General features: G+C 57.2%; 12 protein-coding genes. 5 read left to right on the plus strand and 7 right to left on the minus strand.

The annotated features are described in order from the left end of the window. Positions 1 to 8: 8 nt before the first annotated feature. The 7 genes from rpsL to ACKXGA_RS04130 form a co-directional block, all read right to left on the minus strand. Positions 9 to 437 (minus strand): 30S ribosomal protein S12, encoded by a 429-nt coding sequence (rpsL, locus tag ACKXGA_RS04100; RefSeq protein ID WP_005930554.1) that lies wholly within the window; start codon positions 435 to 437, stop codon positions 9 to 11. Positions 438 to 810: 373 nt separating this feature from the next. Further along, complete coding sequence (gene rpoC, locus ACKXGA_RS04105) at positions 811 to 4386, minus strand: DNA-directed RNA polymerase subunit beta' (protein ID WP_005930560.1); 3576 nt, start codon at positions 4384 to 4386, stop codon at positions 811 to 813. A gap of 26 nt (positions 4387 to 4412) precedes the next feature. Next, positions 4413 to 8234 (minus strand): DNA-directed RNA polymerase subunit beta, encoded by a 3822-nt coding sequence (locus ACKXGA_RS04110; RefSeq protein ID WP_097770298.1) that lies wholly within the window; start codon positions 8232 to 8234, stop codon positions 4413 to 4415. Between the two features lie 442 nt (positions 8235 to 8676). Continuing rightward, positions 8677 to 9756 carry an RNA polymerase sigma factor RpoD gene (gene rpoD / locus ACKXGA_RS04115; RefSeq protein ID WP_423730139.1) on the minus strand — a complete coding sequence of 360 codons (1080 nt, stop codon included), beginning with the start codon at positions 9754 to 9756 and terminating at the stop codon, positions 8677 to 8679. A gap of 41 nt (positions 9757 to 9797) precedes the next feature. Next, positions 9798 to 11573 carry a DNA primase gene (gene dnaG / locus ACKXGA_RS04120; protein ID WP_005930570.1) on the minus strand — a complete coding sequence of 592 codons (1776 nt, stop codon included), beginning with the start codon at positions 11571 to 11573 and terminating at the stop codon, positions 9798 to 9800. A 21-nt stretch (positions 11574 to 11594) separates the two neighbouring features. Next, entirely contained in the window at positions 11595 to 12593 is a 999-nt protein-coding gene (locus ACKXGA_RS04125) for a deoxyguanosinetriphosphate triphosphohydrolase (protein ID WP_097770300.1), read from the minus strand. A gap of 209 nt (positions 12594 to 12802) precedes the next feature. Further along, complete coding sequence (locus tag ACKXGA_RS04130; RefSeq protein WP_097770301.1) at positions 12803 to 13423, minus strand: IMPACT family protein; 621 nt, start codon at positions 13421 to 13423, stop codon at positions 12803 to 12805. Positions 13424 to 13660: 237 nt separating this feature from the next. Here ACKXGA_RS04130 and ACKXGA_RS04135 point away from each other — a divergent pair, with 237 nt between their 5' ends. The 5 genes from ACKXGA_RS04135 to ACKXGA_RS04155 all read left to right on the plus strand — a co-directional run bounded on the left by ACKXGA_RS04135 (position 13661) and on the right by ACKXGA_RS04155 (position 18422). Next, a complete protein-coding gene (locus ACKXGA_RS04135; RefSeq protein WP_156070704.1) occupies positions 13661 to 14290 on the plus strand; it encodes a TetR/AcrR family transcriptional regulator in 630 nt (209 codons plus the stop codon). Between the two features lie 178 nt (positions 14291 to 14468). Continuing rightward, positions 14469 to 14894 (plus strand): RNHCP domain-containing protein, encoded by a 426-nt coding sequence (locus ACKXGA_RS04140; protein WP_423730140.1) that lies wholly within the window; start codon positions 14469 to 14471, stop codon positions 14892 to 14894. Positions 14895 to 14980: 86 nt separating this feature from the next. Beyond that, positions 14981 to 15727, plus strand: a complete 747-nt coding sequence (locus ACKXGA_RS04145; RefSeq protein ID WP_423730141.1) for a GNAT family N-acetyltransferase — start codon at positions 14981 to 14983, stop codon at positions 15725 to 15727. A 142-nt stretch (positions 15728 to 15869) separates the two neighbouring features. Continuing rightward, positions 15870 to 16778 carry a DUF4300 family protein gene (locus ACKXGA_RS04150; RefSeq protein WP_423730142.1) on the plus strand — a complete coding sequence of 303 codons (909 nt, stop codon included), beginning with the start codon at positions 15870 to 15872 and terminating at the stop codon, positions 16776 to 16778. Between the two features lie 27 nt (positions 16779 to 16805). Next, complete coding sequence (locus tag ACKXGA_RS04155) at positions 16806 to 18422, plus strand: glycoside hydrolase family 2 TIM barrel-domain containing protein (RefSeq protein ID WP_423730143.1); 1617 nt, start codon at positions 16806 to 16808, stop codon at positions 18420 to 18422. Positions 18423 to 18449: the final 27 nt, after the last annotated feature.

Consider the following 18449-nt stretch of genomic DNA (forward strand, 5'->3'; position numbering starts at 1 on the left):
GTCCTCAATTACTTCTTTGCAGCACCGGCCTTAGGACGCTTTGCGCCGTACTTGGAGCGGGCCTGATTACGGCCTGCCACACCCTGAGTATCCAGGGTACCACGGATGATGTGGTAACGCACACCGGGCAGGTCCTTAACACGGCCGCCACGGATCAGCACGACGGAGTGCTCCTGCAGGTTATGGCCGATACCGGGAATGTAAGAGGTGACCTCGATACCATTCGTGAGGCGGACACGAGCAACCTTACGCAGAGCAGAGTTAGGCTTCTTGGGAGTCATGGTACGAACTGCAGTGCAGACACCACGCTTCTGGGGGCTGCTCAGATCAGAGTACTGCTTCTTCTGAGAGTTATAAGTCTTCTGCAGGGCGGGAGCGGTGCTCTTGGTAACCAGGACCTCACGGCCTTTGCGTACAAGCTGGTTAAAAGTAGGCATTTTGTTTCTCCTTTCTTAATAGTGAACATCGGATATTTTCCGACTTTTTAGCCGCACTTCCCCTATGGGGACGCGCAACAGTTATATAATACTCGTTTTGATTAGGAATGTCAACAGTTTTTCCAATATTTTTTTGTTTTATTCGCCGAAGGACTCAGCCGCTGATTTTTCCTTTACTCCTTCAGTCTGCTGCGCAGACAGCTCCCTCTCAGAGGGGGCCTTTCCCCTGCTTCGGGCCAGGCAGGCCTCCCTCCCAGAGGGAGGTGGCATTGCGAAGCAATGACGGAGGGAGTTTCAAATCAAAAAAGCCGCCCTCCCCTGCGTTCAGGGAAAGGCGGCTCATGGATCGATTCAGTTCCGGGCAGACAGAGTTTTACTGCTGGTTTGCTGCAGCCAGCTCAGCGGCAACAGCCTCGTCGCGCTCCTGCTCACGGCGCTTCAGATCCTCACGCACCTCCGGCAGACCGGTACCAGCGGGGATCAGCTTACCGATGATGACATTCTCCTTCAGGCCGGCCAGCGGGTCAACCTTGCCCTTGATGGCGGCTTCGGTCAGGACACGGGTGGTCTCTTGGAAGGATGCGGCAGACAGGAAGGACTCGTTTGCCAGGGCAGCCTTGGTGATGCCCAGCAGCACCTGCTGATACTCGACCAGCTTGATGCCCTCTTCACCGTCATCAATGCGCTTCTGCAGCTCGGCGTTGATGTTCTCAACTTCCAGACGGTTTGCCAGTGCACCACCGATCAGGTCGGAGGAGCCGGAGTCGGTCACGCGGACCTTGCGGCACATCTGACGGACGATGACCTCGATATGCTTATCGTTGATTTCAACGCCCTGCAGACGGTAGACCTTCTGGACCTCGCTGATCAGGTAGTTCTGCACATCGCTCAGACCCTTGATGGCCAGGATATCCTGGGGATACAGAACACCTTCGCGGGTGATGATGTCGCCCTTCTCCACACGATCGCCGGGCATGACGCGTGCATGCTGGGTGAAGGGGATGGAGTAGCTCTTCACCACCTCGGCACCGTTCTCGTCCTTGCCGGTGACCTTGATGACGACGTTCTTCTTGGTGTCATCCTGAGAGACAACACCGGAGATCTCGCTCATAATGGCCATGCTCTTGGGGCGGCGGCTCTCGAACAGCTCCTCAACACGGGGAAGACCCTGGGTAATATCCTCAGCAGATGCAATACCGCCGGTATGGAAGGTACGCATGGTCAGCTGGGTACCGGGCTCGCCGATGGACTCTGCTGCGATGACACCGATGGACTCGCCCAGCTGGACGGGCTCACCGTTTGCCATATCGCTGCCGTAGCAGTGTGCGCAGACACCCACCTTGGCGCGGCAGGTCAGCAGGCTACGGATCTTCAGCTTGGTGATGCCTGCAGCCTCGATGTCGTTGGCATCGTACAGGTCGATCATCTTGCCCTCAGGTACGATGACCTCGCCGGTGACGGGGTTGATCACATCGCCCACGGCGTAACGACCGATGATACGCTCACGGAAGCTCTCGATCTTCTCCTTGCCCTCGTGGATCTCAGAGACCCACAGGCCGTCGGTGGTGCCGCAGTCGATCTCACGGACAATGACTTCCTGAGAGACATCGACCATGCGGCGGGTCAGGTAGCCGGAGTCAGCGGTACGCAGAGCGGTATCGGCCAGACCCTTACGAGCGCCACGGGCAGAAACGAAATATTCCAGAATGTTCAGACCTTCGCGGTAGTTTGCACGAATGGGCATCTCGATGGTCTTACCTGCGGTGTTAGCCAGCAGGCCGCGCATGCCGGCCAGCTGCTTGATCTGGTTCATAGAACCACGCGCACCGGAATCAGCCATCATAAAGATCTCGTTGTCCTTGGGCAGGTTGGCTGCCAGAGCCTTGGAGACCTTATCGGTGGTTGCCTGCCAGATGTTGATGGTCTGGGTGTAACGCTCGTTCTCAGAGATCAAGCCGCGGTTGAACAGCTTGTTGACCTGAGAGACCTGCTTATCCGCGTCAGCGATCAGCTCGTCCTTCTGCGGAGGAATGACAGCGTCACACACAGCAACAGAGATTGCAGACAGGGTGGAGTACTTATAGCCCTGAGCCTTGATGGAGTCCAGCATCTTTGCGCAGGCACGGGTGCCATTGCGGGTCATGCAGCGGGAAATGATGTCGGGCAGGGTCTTTTTGGTCACGCGGAAGCTGACCTCATACTCCAGCCAGTGCTCCGGGTCGGTGCGGTCGATATAACCCAGGTTCTGAGGAACGGGGTTATTGAAGATGATCCGGCCGACGGTGGCATCCACCAGACCGGTGCGCTCCACACCATCAATGACCATGGTGCGGCGGACCTTGATGGGAGCGTGCAGGGTCACAACGTGCTCTGCATAGGCCATCAGGGCCTCGTTCTCATCACGGAAGATCTTGCCTGCACCCTCTTCGTTCTCACGAACGGTGGTCAGGTAGTAGCTGCCCAGGATCATATCCTGAGTAGGAACGGTAACAGGTGCGCCGTCAGAGGGCTTCAGCAGGTTGCCGGAAGCCAGCATCAGCATCTTGGCCTCGCGGCAGGCATCCTCGCCCAGGGGCAGATGAACTGCCATCTGGTCACCGTCGAAGTCGGCGTTGAATGCGGTACATGCCAGGGGGTGCAGCTTGATGGCACGGCCCTCGACCAGCACGGGGTTGAATGCCTGAATGCCCAGACGGTGCAGGGTAGGTGCACGGTTCAGCAGGACCGGGTGGCCCTTGATGACGGTCTCCAGGCTGTCCCAGACCTCGGGCTTTGCACGCTCGACCATCTTACGGGCAGACTTGATGTTGTTGGCAACACCCTTCTCGACCAGATCCTTCATCACGAAGGGCTTGAACAGCTCCAGAGCCATCTCCTTGGGCAGACCGCACTGATCCATCTTCAGCTCAGGGCCGACGACGATAACGGAACGGCCGGAGTAGTCAACACGCTTGCCCAGCAGGTTCTGGCGGAAGCGGCCCTGTTTGCCCTTCAGCAGATCGGACAAGCTCTTCAGGGCACGGTTGTTGGGGCCGGTGACCGGGCGGCCGCGGCGGCCGTTGTCGATCAGGCTGTCAACTGCTTCCTGCAGCATCCGCTTCTCGTTGCGCACGATGATGTCGGGAGCACCCAGCTCCAGCAGGCGGCGCAGACGGTTGTTGCGGTTGATCACGCGGCGGTACAGGTCGTTCAGGTCGGAGGTGGCAAAACGGCCGCCGTCCAGCTGGACCATGGGGCGCAGATCGGGGGGCAGCACGGGCAGCACATCCATGACCATCCACTCGGGGCGGTTGCCGGAAATGCGGAATGCCTCAACGACCTCCAGACGCTTCAGGATGCGGACCTTCTTCTGGCCGGAGGACTTTTCCACCTCAGCGGTCAGCTCAGCGCTCAGCTGATCCAGATCGATCTCCTTCAGCAGCTCCTGGATGGCCTCAGCACCCATGGATGCCTCAAACTCATCGCCGTAGCGCTCACGCATCTCGCGGTATTCCTTCTCGGTCAGCAGCTGCTTCTTTTCCAGCGGGGTCAGACCAGGATTGGTAACGATATAGCTTGCAAAGTACAGGACCTTCTCCAGCAGGCGGGGGCTGATGTCCAGCATCAGGCCAATGCGGCTGGGGATGCCCTTGAAGTACCAGATGTGGCTGACGGGCGCGGCCAGCTCAATGTGGCCCATGCGCTCACGGCGAACCTTTGCCTTGGTGACCTCGACACCGCAGCGATCGCAGATCTTGCCCTTGTAGCGGATGCGCTTGTACTTGCCGCAGTGGCACTCCCAGTCCTTGGTAGGTCCAAAAATGCGCTCGCAGTACAGGCCGTCGCGCTCCGGCTTCAGGGTGCGGTAGTTGATGGTCTCAGGCTTCTTGACCTCGCCGTAGCTCCAGTTGCGGATCTGCTCCGGAGAAGCCAGGCCGATTTTAATGGAATCGAAAACGTTGTTTTCCATGAAACGAACCCTTTCTTAATCTCTAGTTAAAAATCCACTTCGTCGGAAGCGGGAGCCGCACTGCCGGAGTTGTCATCTTCCAGCACAGAAGGATCATCGAAGCCTGCGTCAGCATCCTTGATGGTGTAATCGTTCAGCAGCTCATTCTCGTTGGTAACAGTCTCGGAACCTGCAACATCACGCATATCAAAGCCGGTCTCTTCGTCGTCGAAGTTCTGGCGCATATCGATCTCGTTGCCGTCCTTGTCCTGGACCACAACGTCCATACCCAGAGACTGCAGCTCCTTCAGCATAACGCGGAAGGACTCGGGGATGCCGGGCTGCGGGATGGGTTCGCCCTTGACAATGGCCTCGTAGGTCTTGACACGGCCCTCAACGTCATCGGACTTGACGGTCAGGATCTCCTGCAGGGTGTAAGCGGCACCGTAAGCTTCCAGAGCCCAGACTTCCATCTCGCCGAAGCGCTGACCGCCGAACTGAGCCTTGCCGCCCAGAGGCTGCTGGGTGACCAGAGAGTAGGGGCCGGTGGAACGGGCATGGATCTTATCATCGACCAGGTGATGCAGCTTGAGGTAGTACATATAACCAACGGTAACGCGGTTATCGAACTTCTCGCCGGTACGGCCATCGTAAACGGTGGTCTTGCCATCACGGTCCAGCTCGATCTTGGAGAAGTCGATGATGTGGCCCTTCTCACCCATGATCTTGGGCAGCTTGGTGGGATATGCGGGAGCATTCTCACCATGCCACAGCTCACGGGCGGTATCGAAGGTATCACCGATGTCGTTCTCACGCGCGGAATCGAACACGGGGGTCATAACCTTGATGCCGCATGCCTTGGCAGCGTAGCCCAGGTTGACTTCCAGCACCTGACCGATGTTCATACGGGAAGGAACGCCCAGGGGGTTCAGCACGATGTCCAGCGGGGTGCCGTCGGGCAGGTAAGGCATATCCTCCTGCGGCAGGATGCGGGAAACGACACCCTTGTTGCCGTGACGGCCTGCCATCTTATCGCCGACGCTGATCTTACGCTTCTGAGCAATGTAGCAGCGGACGACCTCGCGGACACCGGGCTGCAGCTCATCGCTGTTTTCAGGAGTAAAGACCTTGACATCCACGATGATGCCGTACTCGCCGTGGGGCACGCGCAGAGAGGTATCACGGACTTCGCGGGCCTTCTCGCCAAAGATGGCGCGGAGCAGGCGCTCCTCAGCGGTCAGCTCGGTCTCACCCTTCGGGGTGACCTTGCCGACCAGGATGTCGCCGCTCTTGACCTCGGCACCGATGCGGATGATGCCGCGCTCGTCCAGATCCTTCAGGGCATCCTCGGAGACGTTGGGGATATCACGGGTGATCTCCTCAGGTCCGAGCTTGGTGTCACGGGACTCGGTCTCGTACTCTTCAATATGGATCGAGGTGTACACATCCTCGCGGACGATCTTCTCGTTCAGCAGGACAGCGTCCTCGTAGTTGTAGCCCTCCCAGGTCATAAAGCCAATCAGGGCGTTCTTACCCAGAGAGATCTCACCGTTGCGCATTGCGGGGCCGTCGGCCAGCACCTGACCAGCCTTAACGCTCTCGCCCACTTCAACGATGGGACGCTGGTTGATGCAGGTGCCTGCGTTGGAGCGGGCAAACTTGACCAGCGGGTAGTTGTCCACGCCGCCCTGTGCATTGCGGACGGTGACGTGGTCGGCATCCATCTTCTCAACGATACCGTCGTTCTTTGCCAGAACAGCGGTGCCGGAGTCGGTGGCAGCCTTGTATTCCATACCGGTAGCCACGATGGGCTGCTGGGTGACCATCAGAGGCACTGCCTGACGCTGCATGTTGGAGCCCATCAGAGCACGGTTACAGTCATCGTTCTCCAGGAAGGGGATGCAGGCGGTCGCAACAGAGACCATCATTCGGGGCGAAACGTCCATATAATCGACCTTATCGGCATCGATTTCCAGGATGTCATCGCGGCGGCGGGCAGAAACGCGGGGACGGATGAAGTGCTTGGTCTCATCCAGAGGCTCGTTGGCCTGAGCAACAACGTACTCGTCCTCAACGTCAGCGGTCATATACTCCACTTCATCGGTAACGACCTGATCGATCAGCTTGCCGTTTTCGTCGTAAGTCTTTTTGACCTTGCGGTAGGGAGCCTCAACGAAGCCGTACTCGTTGATCTTGGCGTAGGATGCCAGATAGGAGATCAGGCCGATGTTGGGGCCTTCAGGGGTCTCAATGGGGCACATACGGCCATAATGGCTGTAGTGAACGTCACGGACCTCGAAACCTGCGCGGTCACGGCTCAGACCGCCGGGGCCCAGAGCAGACAGACGGCGCTTGTGGGTCAGCTCGGCCAGAGGGTTGTTCTGGTCCATGAACTGAGACAGCGGAGAGGAGCCGAAGAACTCCTTGATGGCGGCGACCACAGGACGGATATTGATCAGAGCCTGCGGGGTGATAACGCTCTGATCCTGGCTCTGCAGAGTCATGCGCTCACGGATGACGCGCTCCATGCGGGAGAAGCCGATGCGGAACTGGTTCTGCAACAGCTCACCAACGCTGCGGATGCGGCGGTTGCCCAGATGGTCGATATCATCGGTGGTGCCAACGCCGTGGCCCAGACCGTTCAGGTAGTTGATGGAGGACAGGATGTCCTTCACGGTGACGGTGCGGCCGATCAGCTGGTCATGGTTGCGGCGGAGCATTTCCTTCTGCTCCTCCACATCAGAGGTGGTGTCGAGGATCTTCTTGATCTCATCAAAGGAGCAGCGCTCGTTGATGCCGCACTCCTTGACATCAAAGGAGAAGAAGCCCTGTGCGTCCACACAGCCGTTGGTGATGACCTTGACCTTCTTGCCCTCGATGCTCAGAATAACGGTATCCACACCGGCGGCATCTGCCTTCTCGGCCAGCTCACGGGTGATCTTGCCCTTGGCCTCAACGATGATCTCGCCGGTCAGGGGAGCAACGATGTTCTCAGCGGCAACAAAGCCGGTGATGCGGCGGGCCAGAGACAGCTTCTTGTTCATCTTGTAGCGGCCGAAACGAGACAGGTCGTAGCGGCGCGGATCGAAGAACAGCATGTTGATCTGGTTGGTAGCGGACTCCACCGTGGGGGGCTCGCCGGGACGCAGCTTGCGGTAGACCTCCAGCAGGCCCTCGTCCTGGTTCTTGGTGGTGTCCTTCTCCAGAGTGGCCAGGATGCGCTCATCCTCGCCGAAGAAGTTCAGGATCTCCTCATCAGAGGAAAGGCCCAGCGCACGGCACAGCACGGTGACGGGCAGCTTACGGTTCTTATCGATACGGACATAGAACACGTTGGCGGCATCGGTCTCGTACTCCAGCCATGCACCGCGGTTGGGGTTCATGGTTGCGCTGTACAGGTCGTTGCCCACCTTATCTTTGGCATCTCCGTAGAATACGCCGGGAGAACGGACCAGCTGGCTGACAATGGCACGCTCGGCACCGTTGATCACAAAGGTGCCCGCATCGGTCATCAGCGGGAAGTCGCCCATGAAAATTTCCTGGTCCTTGACCTCGCCGGTCTCCTTGTTCAGCAGACGGGCAGTCACGCGCAGGGGGGCAGCGTAGGTCACGTCGCGCTCCTTGCACTCCTTGATGCTGTACTTGGGCTCCTTATCCAGACGGAAGTCCACGAAGCTCAGCGCCAGGTTACCGGTGTAGTCCTCAATGGTGCCGATGTCGTGGAAGACCTCTTTCAGGCCCTCGTCCAGGAACCACTGGTAAGAGTTCTTCTGGACCTCGATCAGGTTCGGCATACTGATGACTTCGTCGATGTGGGAGAAGCTCATGCGCTCGGTTTTGCCGAGCTTTACGGGCTTGACTTTCATCATAAAATCAACCACTCCTTACTTTTATACTCTACGGATATTGCGTTATACGGGTCAGATTTGAGCACACACACATAAATCGACCCGTATCCTCCAAGGAAGTTCGTCGCTTTTCACAAACTTTTCGGTCAACACCGTCCAGCTGCTTCCAGTGCAGCTCCCTTTTTGGCGCACTAGGCCATTATGTGATACTAATGCAGTATACACCTCAAAAGCCTTGCTGTCAAGCCATTTTTCGCATTTTGGCCCAATATTTTTGTCAAGCCCGCGATTTCATGGTACGCACGGGCGCGTGTAAGCTTTGCGTATTTTGGCTCTTGATTTTTGAGTTTTGCACGTTCTCACCAAAAACACCCTTGTGCATTTTGTACACCTTGGCTCTTGATGCGCACTCTCCCCTGCCCATGCAAAAAGCACCGCAGCTGCCTGCGGTGCCCTTACATACTCATTCTTCCAGATAATCCCGCAGTCGCTTTGCGCGGCTGGGATGGCGGAGCTTGCGCAGAGCCTTGGCCTCGATCTGCCGGATGCGTTCCCGGGTCACGTTGAACTCCTTTCCCAGCTCTTCCAGAGTACGGGCCTGCCCGTCCTCCAGCCCGAAGCGCAGGGTCAGCACCCGCTCCTCCCGGGGTGTCAGGCTCTTGAGGACATTTGCCAGCTCCCGCCGCAGCAGTTCCCGCCCGGCCTCGTCCACCGGAACGCCTGCTTCCTCATCCTGAATAAAATCCTCCAGGTGGGCATCCTCTTCCTCACCCACCGGTGTTTCCAGGCTGATGGGGTCCTGCGCCAGCTGCAGCAGCTCCCGCACCCGGTCAGGCTCCATGTCCAGCCGGACGGCGATCTCTTCGGCTGTGGGTTCCCTGCCGTTTTTGCGCAAAAGCTCCCCTGCCGTCTTTTTCACCCGGTTGATGCTCTCCACCAGATGCACCGGGATGCGGATGACCCGCCCCTGATCGGCAATGGCCCGGGTGATGGACTGCCGGATCCACCATGTCGCGTAGGTCGAGAACCGGAACCCCCGGTCTGGTTCAAACTTCTCCGCCGCCTTCATCAGGCCGAGGTTCCCTTCCTGAATGAGGTCAAGGAAGGGCAGCCCCCGCCCGGCATAGCGCTTGGCCACCGAGACCACCAGCCGCAGGTTGGCTTCGCTCAGCTTCCGCCGGGCATCCGCATCCCCGGCCTGCGCGGCCCGGGCAAGCGCCAGCTCCTGTTCCATTGTCAGCAGCGGCACCCGGCCGATCTCCTTCAGATATGCCTTCACCGGGTCATCCAGCGCTACGCCCTCGGCTGAGAGCTCGTGCTCCAGTTCCCCGATCTGTGTTTCATCCAGCATGGGCATGTCCGCTTCTTCTTCGGTTACACGGATGCCCCGGGCTTCCAGCGCCGCATACAGCGCATCCAGCCCGGATACATCGTATTCCTGCTCATCCATGGCCCGGCTGATCTGCTCGGGTGTCAGGGTATGGCGGCGGGCCCGGCCTGCCAGGATCTTTACCAGTTCTTCCGTCTGCGACAATTTCCGCATGATTCTTTCTCCTTCCAGCTCCAGCCGGAGGAGAGGAACGGTCAGTCGTCCGCAGGGTCTGTGCCCTGCTTCTTTTCTCGCATCGACTGGAGATACCGTATCAAATCATCATTGGACATTTCGGCCGCCTTGCCTGCCACGGGGGTGCCCCGGGCAATGCGGTCCAGATAGAGCCGGATATCGTCCGGCGTACAGTTCACATCGCTGTATTGTGCCGCAAGGCGGCTCAGCTCATTCAGCGCCTCTTCGCTCACAAAGGGGCGCAGAGTGGAAAGGCTGATTTCGATTCCCTGCTCCTGGCACTGCAGAAACGCTTCGTACAGCTCCTTCTGCTGAGGCAGAACGAACTTTTCCGGGCTGAGCTGGGCCCGCACCTGCGGGATATAGCTGGGCTCCCGGAGCATGGCGGCCAGCAGCCGCTGTTCTGCAGAGGCAACCCCCAGCGCCTGAGAGCCGCCCGCACTGTAAGGCACGCTGATCTGGTGCATCTCACCGGACTGCAGCCGTGCCTGATTCTGCGCCCACCGGCGTTTGCTGTTGGAGCGCTTTACTGCATCGGCAAGCTGGGTCATAATGGCGTTCTTTGAGATGTTCGTCTCCTCAGCCAGCCGCCCGGCGTAGACCTCCTGCTCGGTGGGGTTGGAGCGCTCCGCCAGCATATTCACGGCTTCCTTGACGTATTCCAGCCGCTGGGCATCCTGCTTCAGGTCGTATTTGTTCTTGAGCCGCCCCAGCCGGAAGTCCAGCGCGTTTCCCACACCGTCCAGCAGTGCCTTGAACCGCTCGGAGCCATACTTTTTGATGTACTCATCCGGATCCTTTGCACCCGGGATCTGCAGCACGCCCACCTTGACCGGGCTGTTGCGGAACAGTTCCAGCGAGCGCAGAGTGGCCTTCTGGCCGGCCTCATCCGAGTCGTAGCTCAGGATGACTTCCTCCGCGTACTGACTGATGAGCTTTACCTGATCCGGAGTCAGGGCCGTGCCGCAGGCGCAGACCGCCGTGTCGATCCCCGCCTGATGCATGGAAATAACGTCCATGTAACCCTCGCAGAGAACGAACCGCCGGGAAGCACTCTTCTTGGCGATCTGCAGAGCGAACACGGTATCCGACTTGTGGTAGACCAGTGTCTCGGGGCTGTTGACATACTTGGGTTTGGAATCGTCCAGCACACGCCCGCCAAAGGCAATGATGTTCCCCCGCAGGTCAAAGATGGGGGTCATCACCCGCTTCCAGAACAGGCAGTAGATCCGGCCCGACTGGCTGCGCTTGAACAGGCCGCTGGCATCCAGCTCCTGCTGGTTGTACCCCTTATCGCGCAGATACTGGTACAGCCCCTGCCCGTCATCCGGTGCATAGCCCAGCCCGAACCGGACGATGGTCTTGTCGTCCAGACCGCGCCGCCGCCAGTAGGCCCGGGCCTGCCGGGCTTCCTCGACCGTGGAGTTCAGGCAGGCGTGGAAATACCGCGCGGCTTCCTTGTTCATGGAAAGGATGCGGCTGCGCAGGCGGCCCGTCTTGTCGTCCTCCTGCGGCTCCGGCATTCCCGCGCGGGCAGCCAGCATCTTGACCGCCTCGGTGTAGTCGATGCTGTTGATGCGGCGGACGAAGTGGATGACATCGCCGCCCACACCGCAGCCAAAGCAGTAAAAGCTCTGGGTATCCGGGTAGACGTAGAACGAGGGGGTCTTTTCGCTGTGGAAGGGGCACAGGCCGCCATACAGCCGCCCCTTCCGCTTGAGCTGGACATAGTTGCCCACCACATCCACGATATCGGTACGGCGGGTCAGTTCCTCAATATATTCGTGTGGGATCATTTTGGTATTCCGATGCTCCTTTTATAACACATGCCACTTGCGGGGCACAAAGACATCCTCAAAGGTACGGATGGCAAATTCATCGCTCATGCCGCTGATATAGTCCGTCACTGCGCGGTCGCGTCCTTCCTGATAGGCCAGCTGCAGATAGAAGTTGGACATCTGTTCGATGTGGGTCAGGTAATACTCGTACAGCTCGGTGAGCACCTTTTCCACCTTCTGTTCTTCCTTTTTGGCGCTGCGATCCACATAGACGGTGCGGTACATGAAATCCTTGAGCGCCAGGAAGGCTTCGTTCTCCTCTGCGCCCACCTGCACATCCCCCTCGCTGCTGCGCAGGATGCTGTTGATCATGGTGGTGATGCGCTGAGACTTCGTCTCCCCCAGCACGGCGGTGCATTCTCTGGGCAGGGTGGCCGGGTCCAGCACACCGGCACGCACGGCATCCTCGATATCGTGGTTCACAAAGGCGATCTGATCCGCCATGCGGACGATGCGTCCCTCCGGGGTGGCCGCCCAGGTGCCCTTGGTATGGGTCACGATGCCGTTGCGCACCTCCCAGGTCAGGTTCAGGCCCCTGCCGTCCTTTTCCAGCTTGTCCACCACACGCAGGCTCTGCATATAATGCCGGAATCCCTCCGGGCAGAGCTTGTCCAGTGCGCTCTCCCCTGCGTGGCCAAAGGGCGTGTGCCCCAGGTCATGGGCCAGGCTGATGGCCTCGGTCAGATCCTCGTTGAGGCGCAGGGCGCGGGCAATGGTGCGGGCGATCTGCGCCACCTCCAGCGTGTGGGTGAGCCGGGTGCGGTAGAGGTCGCCCTCCGGTGAGAGAAATACCTGCGTTTTCTGCTTGAGCCGCCGGAACGCTTTGCAGTGGATGATCCGGTCACGGTCCCGCTGGAACACCGGACGGATAGGGTCCTGCTCTTCGGGCCTCACCCTGCCCCGGCTGGCATCGCTGAATGTTGCCCAGGGGGCCAAGGTCAGCCGCTCGATCTCTTCGGTGCGCTGTCGTACATCCATCAGGAACCCTCACTTTCTGTTTTCTCCCCCTCCTCTCGCACGGCGCAGCCGATCCCCATGCCGCGTCTGCGGCAAGTATAGCACACCCGCCCTGTCGAAGGGGGAAAGTATTTGTCTTAGAACGAATAAAACTTCTTGATTTTACTGCCGCTCCCCAGCCTTCCCCGCAGGGAAGTCTGTGTCATAACGGCAGGCAGTCAGTTTGCAGGTCAGAATGGAGCGTAGAACGGCTGTGACACACTTACCTGTGCACCGCCCCGGGTCAACTCCCGGAGCTGCTCCAGCAAGGGCGGCTCCGCACCCTCAGGCATCTGCCAGCGCAGGGTGACACGGTCGGTGAACTGGGGGTCTGCAAGCTTTGCCCCCGCCGCCTGGATGAGCAGCGCCGCCCGCTCATAGAGCGAGTAGTCCACCGTTACCTCCAACTCCACCACACTGCGCACCGTGACCACCTCGGCGGCTTCCAACGCGCGGGCGGTGGCGGTGGTATAGGCCCGCACCAGGCCGCCGGTGCCCAGCAGCACACCGCCAAAGTATCGGGTGATGACCACGACAAGGTCAGTCAATCCGCTGTGCTGCAGCACTTCCAGTGCCGGGGTTCCCGCCGTCTTGGCCGGTTCACCGTCATCGGAGTAGCGCTCCCGGTTGCCCTCCCGCAGGCGGTAGGCATAGACATTGTGCCGGGCCGTGCGGTTGGCTGCCCGCACCTGCTCCAAAAAGGCCACCGCCTTTTCCTCGCTGTCCGCAAAGGAGAGCTGCGCAATAAAGCGGCTCTTCTTTTCCTCATATTCGCCGGTGGCCGTGCCCCGGATGGTGCGGTAATCCTCCACGCTGGTTCCTCCTGCCCATTGATTTGATTTATTTAATAAGTATAGCATAAATCCCGGCAAAGAAAAAGCCTGCAGCTGCAAAGCTGAAGCGAACACAACCTGGTGTTCTGTTGATCGTTGCCGTTAGCCTGCGGTAATGACGGAGTTTCGTTGTCTTCCAGAAAAACCTCTTGACAATGGGAACTTTTTTGATTATAGTGTAGCTAACGAGCATTAGTTAGCAAATGGTGATGAACAATGGAAGATACCAAACAGCGCATTCTGGAAAAATCTCTGGAACTGTTTTCGACCAAGGGATACGATGCGGTCAGCGTGGGTGAAATTGCAAAAGCGGTCGGCATCAAGGCTCCCTCGCTGTACAACCACTTCCCCAGCAAGCAGGCGATTTTTGATGCGATTTTGGAAACAACTTCGGCGCACTACCAGAAAGACACCGCTGAGATCTCGGTCCATGTACAGGATTCCCAAAAGGATATCCCGGTTTTCTCCCACATCTCAGAGGAGCTGCTGGTTGAAAAAGTCCGACAGATCTTCCTTTATTCGCTGCACGATAAAACTATCAGCCAGTTCCGCCGGATGATGACGCTGGAGCAGTTCCGTTCCCCCAAGTTTGCCGAACTGCTTTCCAAACGCTATGTGGATTGGATGATCTCCTACCATGCAGGCATCTTCCGTGCGCTGGTTGCAAACGGCGAACTGCGAAACGAAGACCCGGATACCCTGGCGTGGATGTATGTTTCCCCGATCATCGTCCTGCTGAGCATCTGCGACCGCCAGCCGGAACGGGAAGCTGAAAGCCTTGAAAAGCTGGATGCCCATGTAAAGCTGTTCTTCCGGACCTTTAACATTGTGGGAGGTGAAAAATAAAGGAATTTTTGAGTTTTAGTTGAAGCAGAAAAAAGTCATAAATGCTATAATCAAAGGAGAGCTTTTTGAAACATACTACATTTGCACTGGGACTTGTGGCCTGACCGGGAGGTCTGGCAGAACCACAAGCCACTCCTCCCGAAAACGAGTAATGAACAAGTTTCAGGAGGATATTACCATGAACCGTGAAAACAAACGCAAGACCTTTGAAAAAGGTTACTATAAGACCCACGCCTGCAACGATGCCTTTACCTGCAAAGTCTGCGGACGGGTCTGCACCCCGCAAAATGCAGGGAGCGACCACCGCAACCATTGCCCCAACTGCCTGTCCAGCCTTCATGTGGACGAGGAACCCGGCGACCGTGCCTCCGACTGCGGCGGCATCATGGAGCCGTTGGCAGTCTGGGTACGCAAGGGCGGCGAATGGGCCATCATCCACCGCTGCAAACGCTGCGGAAAACTCAGCTCCAACCGGGTGGCGGCAGACGACAATCCCATGAAGCTCATGAGCATTGCCATGAAGCCCCTGTGCGCTCCGCCGTTCCCGCTGGACTATATTGAGGAAATGACCGCCTTGATGGGCGGCGATGGACGGATGCGGTAAGCCGCAGCCAAAAACAAAAAGGCCGCTGTGTCGGAGAAGCGCTCTGCGGCACAGCGGCTTTTTTGCAACTTAGGAGGGATCGCAAGATGGACTATATCAGAGTTACCAGAGAAAACATCGACAAGGAACATATCTGTTGTGCCATGTCCGGCAAACAGAGTCTTGCCAAGAAGGAATGGCTCAAGCAGCGCTTTGAGGAGGGGCTTGTTTTTTACCGCAGCGCAGAGCGCGGCAAATGCTTTATCGAGTACATCCCGGCAGAAAACGCATGGGTGCCCATTGATGCGGCAGGCTGGCTTTATATCAACTGCCTGTGGGTCTCCGGCTCCATGAAGGGTCACGGCTATTCCAGCGAACTGCTGGAAAAATGCCTTCGGGATGCCAAGGCGCAGGGCAAAAACGGTGTTTGCATTCTGTGTGCAGAGGGGCGCAAACGGGAGTTTCTCGCCGACCCCAAGTTTTTGACCCATAAGGGCTTCAAGGTTTCGGACATCTCCGATTGCGGCATCAACCTCATGTACCTGCCCCTTGCAGAGAGTGCCCAGCCGCCAAAATTCAAGGCCTGCGCCAAGCATCCCAAGGTGGAGGAGAATGGCTTTGTCCTCTACTATACCGACCAGTGCCCTTACACCTATTATTGGGTGCCAAAGGTGCAGGAGGCTGCAAAGGAACATGGAATCCCGTTCAAAGCCATCCACATCACAGAGAAAGAGACGGCACAAAATGTGCCCGCACCGGTCACAACATACGCATTGTTCCGGGATGGGAAGTTTGTGACCCAGAGCATCCAGTCGGACAAGAAATTTTTGAAATTGGCAGGCGCAGCGGATTGAACCATACGACAGAAGTCATTGATTTTCTTTGTTTATCTGTGATACCATTCGTTACGAGACCAACGGCGTTGCTCTCTTCGCCTATGGTTGAGACTCCGGCACTCAAAGAAACTTTCCGAAAAACACAACGAGGTGACCATTTTTGAAACGTCGAACTTTTCTTGTCTGCACCGCTGCACTTTTTTGCGGTGCGCTTCTGGCAGGGGGCTGCACTCAAAAAGTTTCTCAGCCCGTCCTTCAGCAAATCGAATACTCCAATTTAGCAGATTCGGATACAAAAGCTCTTCTTTCCAAACTTTTGCAGGATGCCGGCGTATCCGACCTGCGGATACAGACCTTCTTTGATCATGTGCAAAAGTTCAACAATGTTGTGGACCCGGCATGGCTCACCACAGGTTTTGAAAACGCCAAGCCTTCGGATCTGAAATACGATCCTTACTCCATGCAGGACGCATGGACAGAAAAATACGATACCTTCCCCGGCTGGAACTGTCGAATCACCGCCTGTGGGCTGTTCGGTGATTTTATCACTGTCACAGGCAAGGCAGACCTTGACTCAGCCGAGGACACCCTGTTTATGGACTATGAAACACTGGGCTCTGACCCGGAATCCCTTTGCGGCGACGAACGGCAAAAATTTGATGCGCTGTTCGCCCCAGTTAAAACCACTAATACGACCGATATTCCTACCCATTTGAAAACGATTCAACAAGAATGGAAGAAACGCGGTCTCTCCTTCGTAGAAGATGATAAGATTCGTCTTGTCTCCGTGGTCCTGCACGATCAGTTCTCTGAAACGGACAATTCTCTTATGATCGGTCATGTCGGCGTTATGCTTCCCACATCGGATGCAGTATATTTCGTCGAAAAGGTCGCTTTTCAGGAGCCGTATCGCTTGTTGAAGTTCAAAAATCGAACCGAGTTGAGCGATTATCTGATGCTGAAATACGACAACTCGTGGGGACAGGACACCGCCCACACCTTTATTATGGAAAATTCAGACTTGATGGACGGCTGGCGCATTCTTGACGAACAGGAAAACGCAAGCTGAAAGTATATTATTCGTTGGAAGCCGTTTATGCTCCCCGATGTAGATATGGGTATCATCCACGCAGGTCAGCCCGAAGTTGGCGAGGGTAAGGGCGCAGCCCGTCTGACCCTGCGCCGCAGTGAACTGGAAGTGTTCTCCGAAAAAATCCCGCTGAACGGCGGCTCTGCTCTGTTCAGCCATGCGGTGGAGAACCCCCACCTGTGGAGTGCAGAGGACCCGGCTCTGTATGAACTGGAGATCGAGCTGCTGGACGATGCAGGCCATCTGGTAGAGGTGACCGGGCAGAAAGTCGGTTTCCGCAAGTTCGAGTTGAAGAACAATCGGATGCTGCTCAACGGCAAGCGCATCGTGTTCAAGGGTGCCAACCGTCATGAGTTCAGCTCCATTACGGGTCGTGCTGTGGGCGTACACACCCATGAGGAACTGCTTCGGGATATCATCACCATGAAGCAGAACAACATCAATGCCATCCGTACCAGCCATTACCAGAATCAGGATGCACTGTACGACCTGTGCGACGAGTATGGTCTGTATCTGATCGCAGAGAACAATCTGGAATCCCATGGCACATGGGACATCCATCAGGCGGGCATTCGCGGCATCGAGGGCGTTTTGCCCAATGATAAGCCGGAGTGGAAAGCTGTCTTGTTTGACCGCATGAATTCCACTTACCAGCGTGACAAAAACCATCCTGCTGTTCTGATCTGGTCTCTGGGCAACGAATCGTTTGGCGGTGAGACCCTGCTCCAGATGGCCGAGATGGTCCGCCGCTTTGATGACACCCGTCTGGTGCATTACGAAGGTGTGGTCAATGATCCCCGCTTCCTCGAAACCACCGATATCGAGAGCCATATGTACAGCACTGTGAAGGACATTAAAGAGTATCTGGCACAGGGCGATAAGCGGCCTTATATCGAGTGCGAATATTCTCATGCTATGGGCAACTCCAACGGTGCTTTGCACAAGTACACGGAACTTGCCGACCAGAAGGACTGCGGCTATCAGGGCGGCTTCATCTGGGATTACATCGACCAGTCCATCTGGAAAAAAGACCGCTACGGCAAGTGTTTCCAAGCCTACGGCGGCGACTTCGGTGAGCGTCCTACCGACTATAATTTCAGCGGAAACGGCATTGCCTACGGTGGTGATCGTGCTCCTTCTCCCAAGATGCAGGAGGTCAAGTTCTGCTATCAGAACATCGCCGTTTCCATCGACAACTCTGGCTTTGAAGTCTGGAACAAGAACCTGTTCACCTCTACGGATGCTTTCGACTGCGTTGCTCTGCTGCATCGCGATGGAAAGCTGTATCAGCAACAGAAACTGACCAATATTGATGTTGCTCCCGAAGAGCGTTCCAGCTTCCCGCTGCCGTTTATGGTTCCTGCGCTCCCCGGTGAATATGCAGTGACCATCAGCTTCCGTTTGAAGGAGGACACCAGCTGGGCAAAGAAGGGTCACGAAGTCGCCTTTGGACAGGGTGTGATCGCTGTGGTTCGTTCCATTCCCAGCAAGAAGGTCACGCCGTTTACCGTTACGCACGGTACACACAACATCGGTGTCCGGGGTGAGAATTTCGATGTTTTGTTCTCCGATCTGAACGGCGGTCTGACTTCCTACCGCTATGCCGGCAAGGAGATGATTTAGGAGATTCCCCGGCCCAACTTCTGGCGC

It is taken from the genome of Faecalibacterium hominis (ex Afrizal et al. 2022) (assembly GCF_049545105.1).
Lineage (GTDB): Bacteria > Bacillota > Clostridia > Oscillospirales > Ruminococcaceae > Faecalibacterium > Faecalibacterium duncaniae.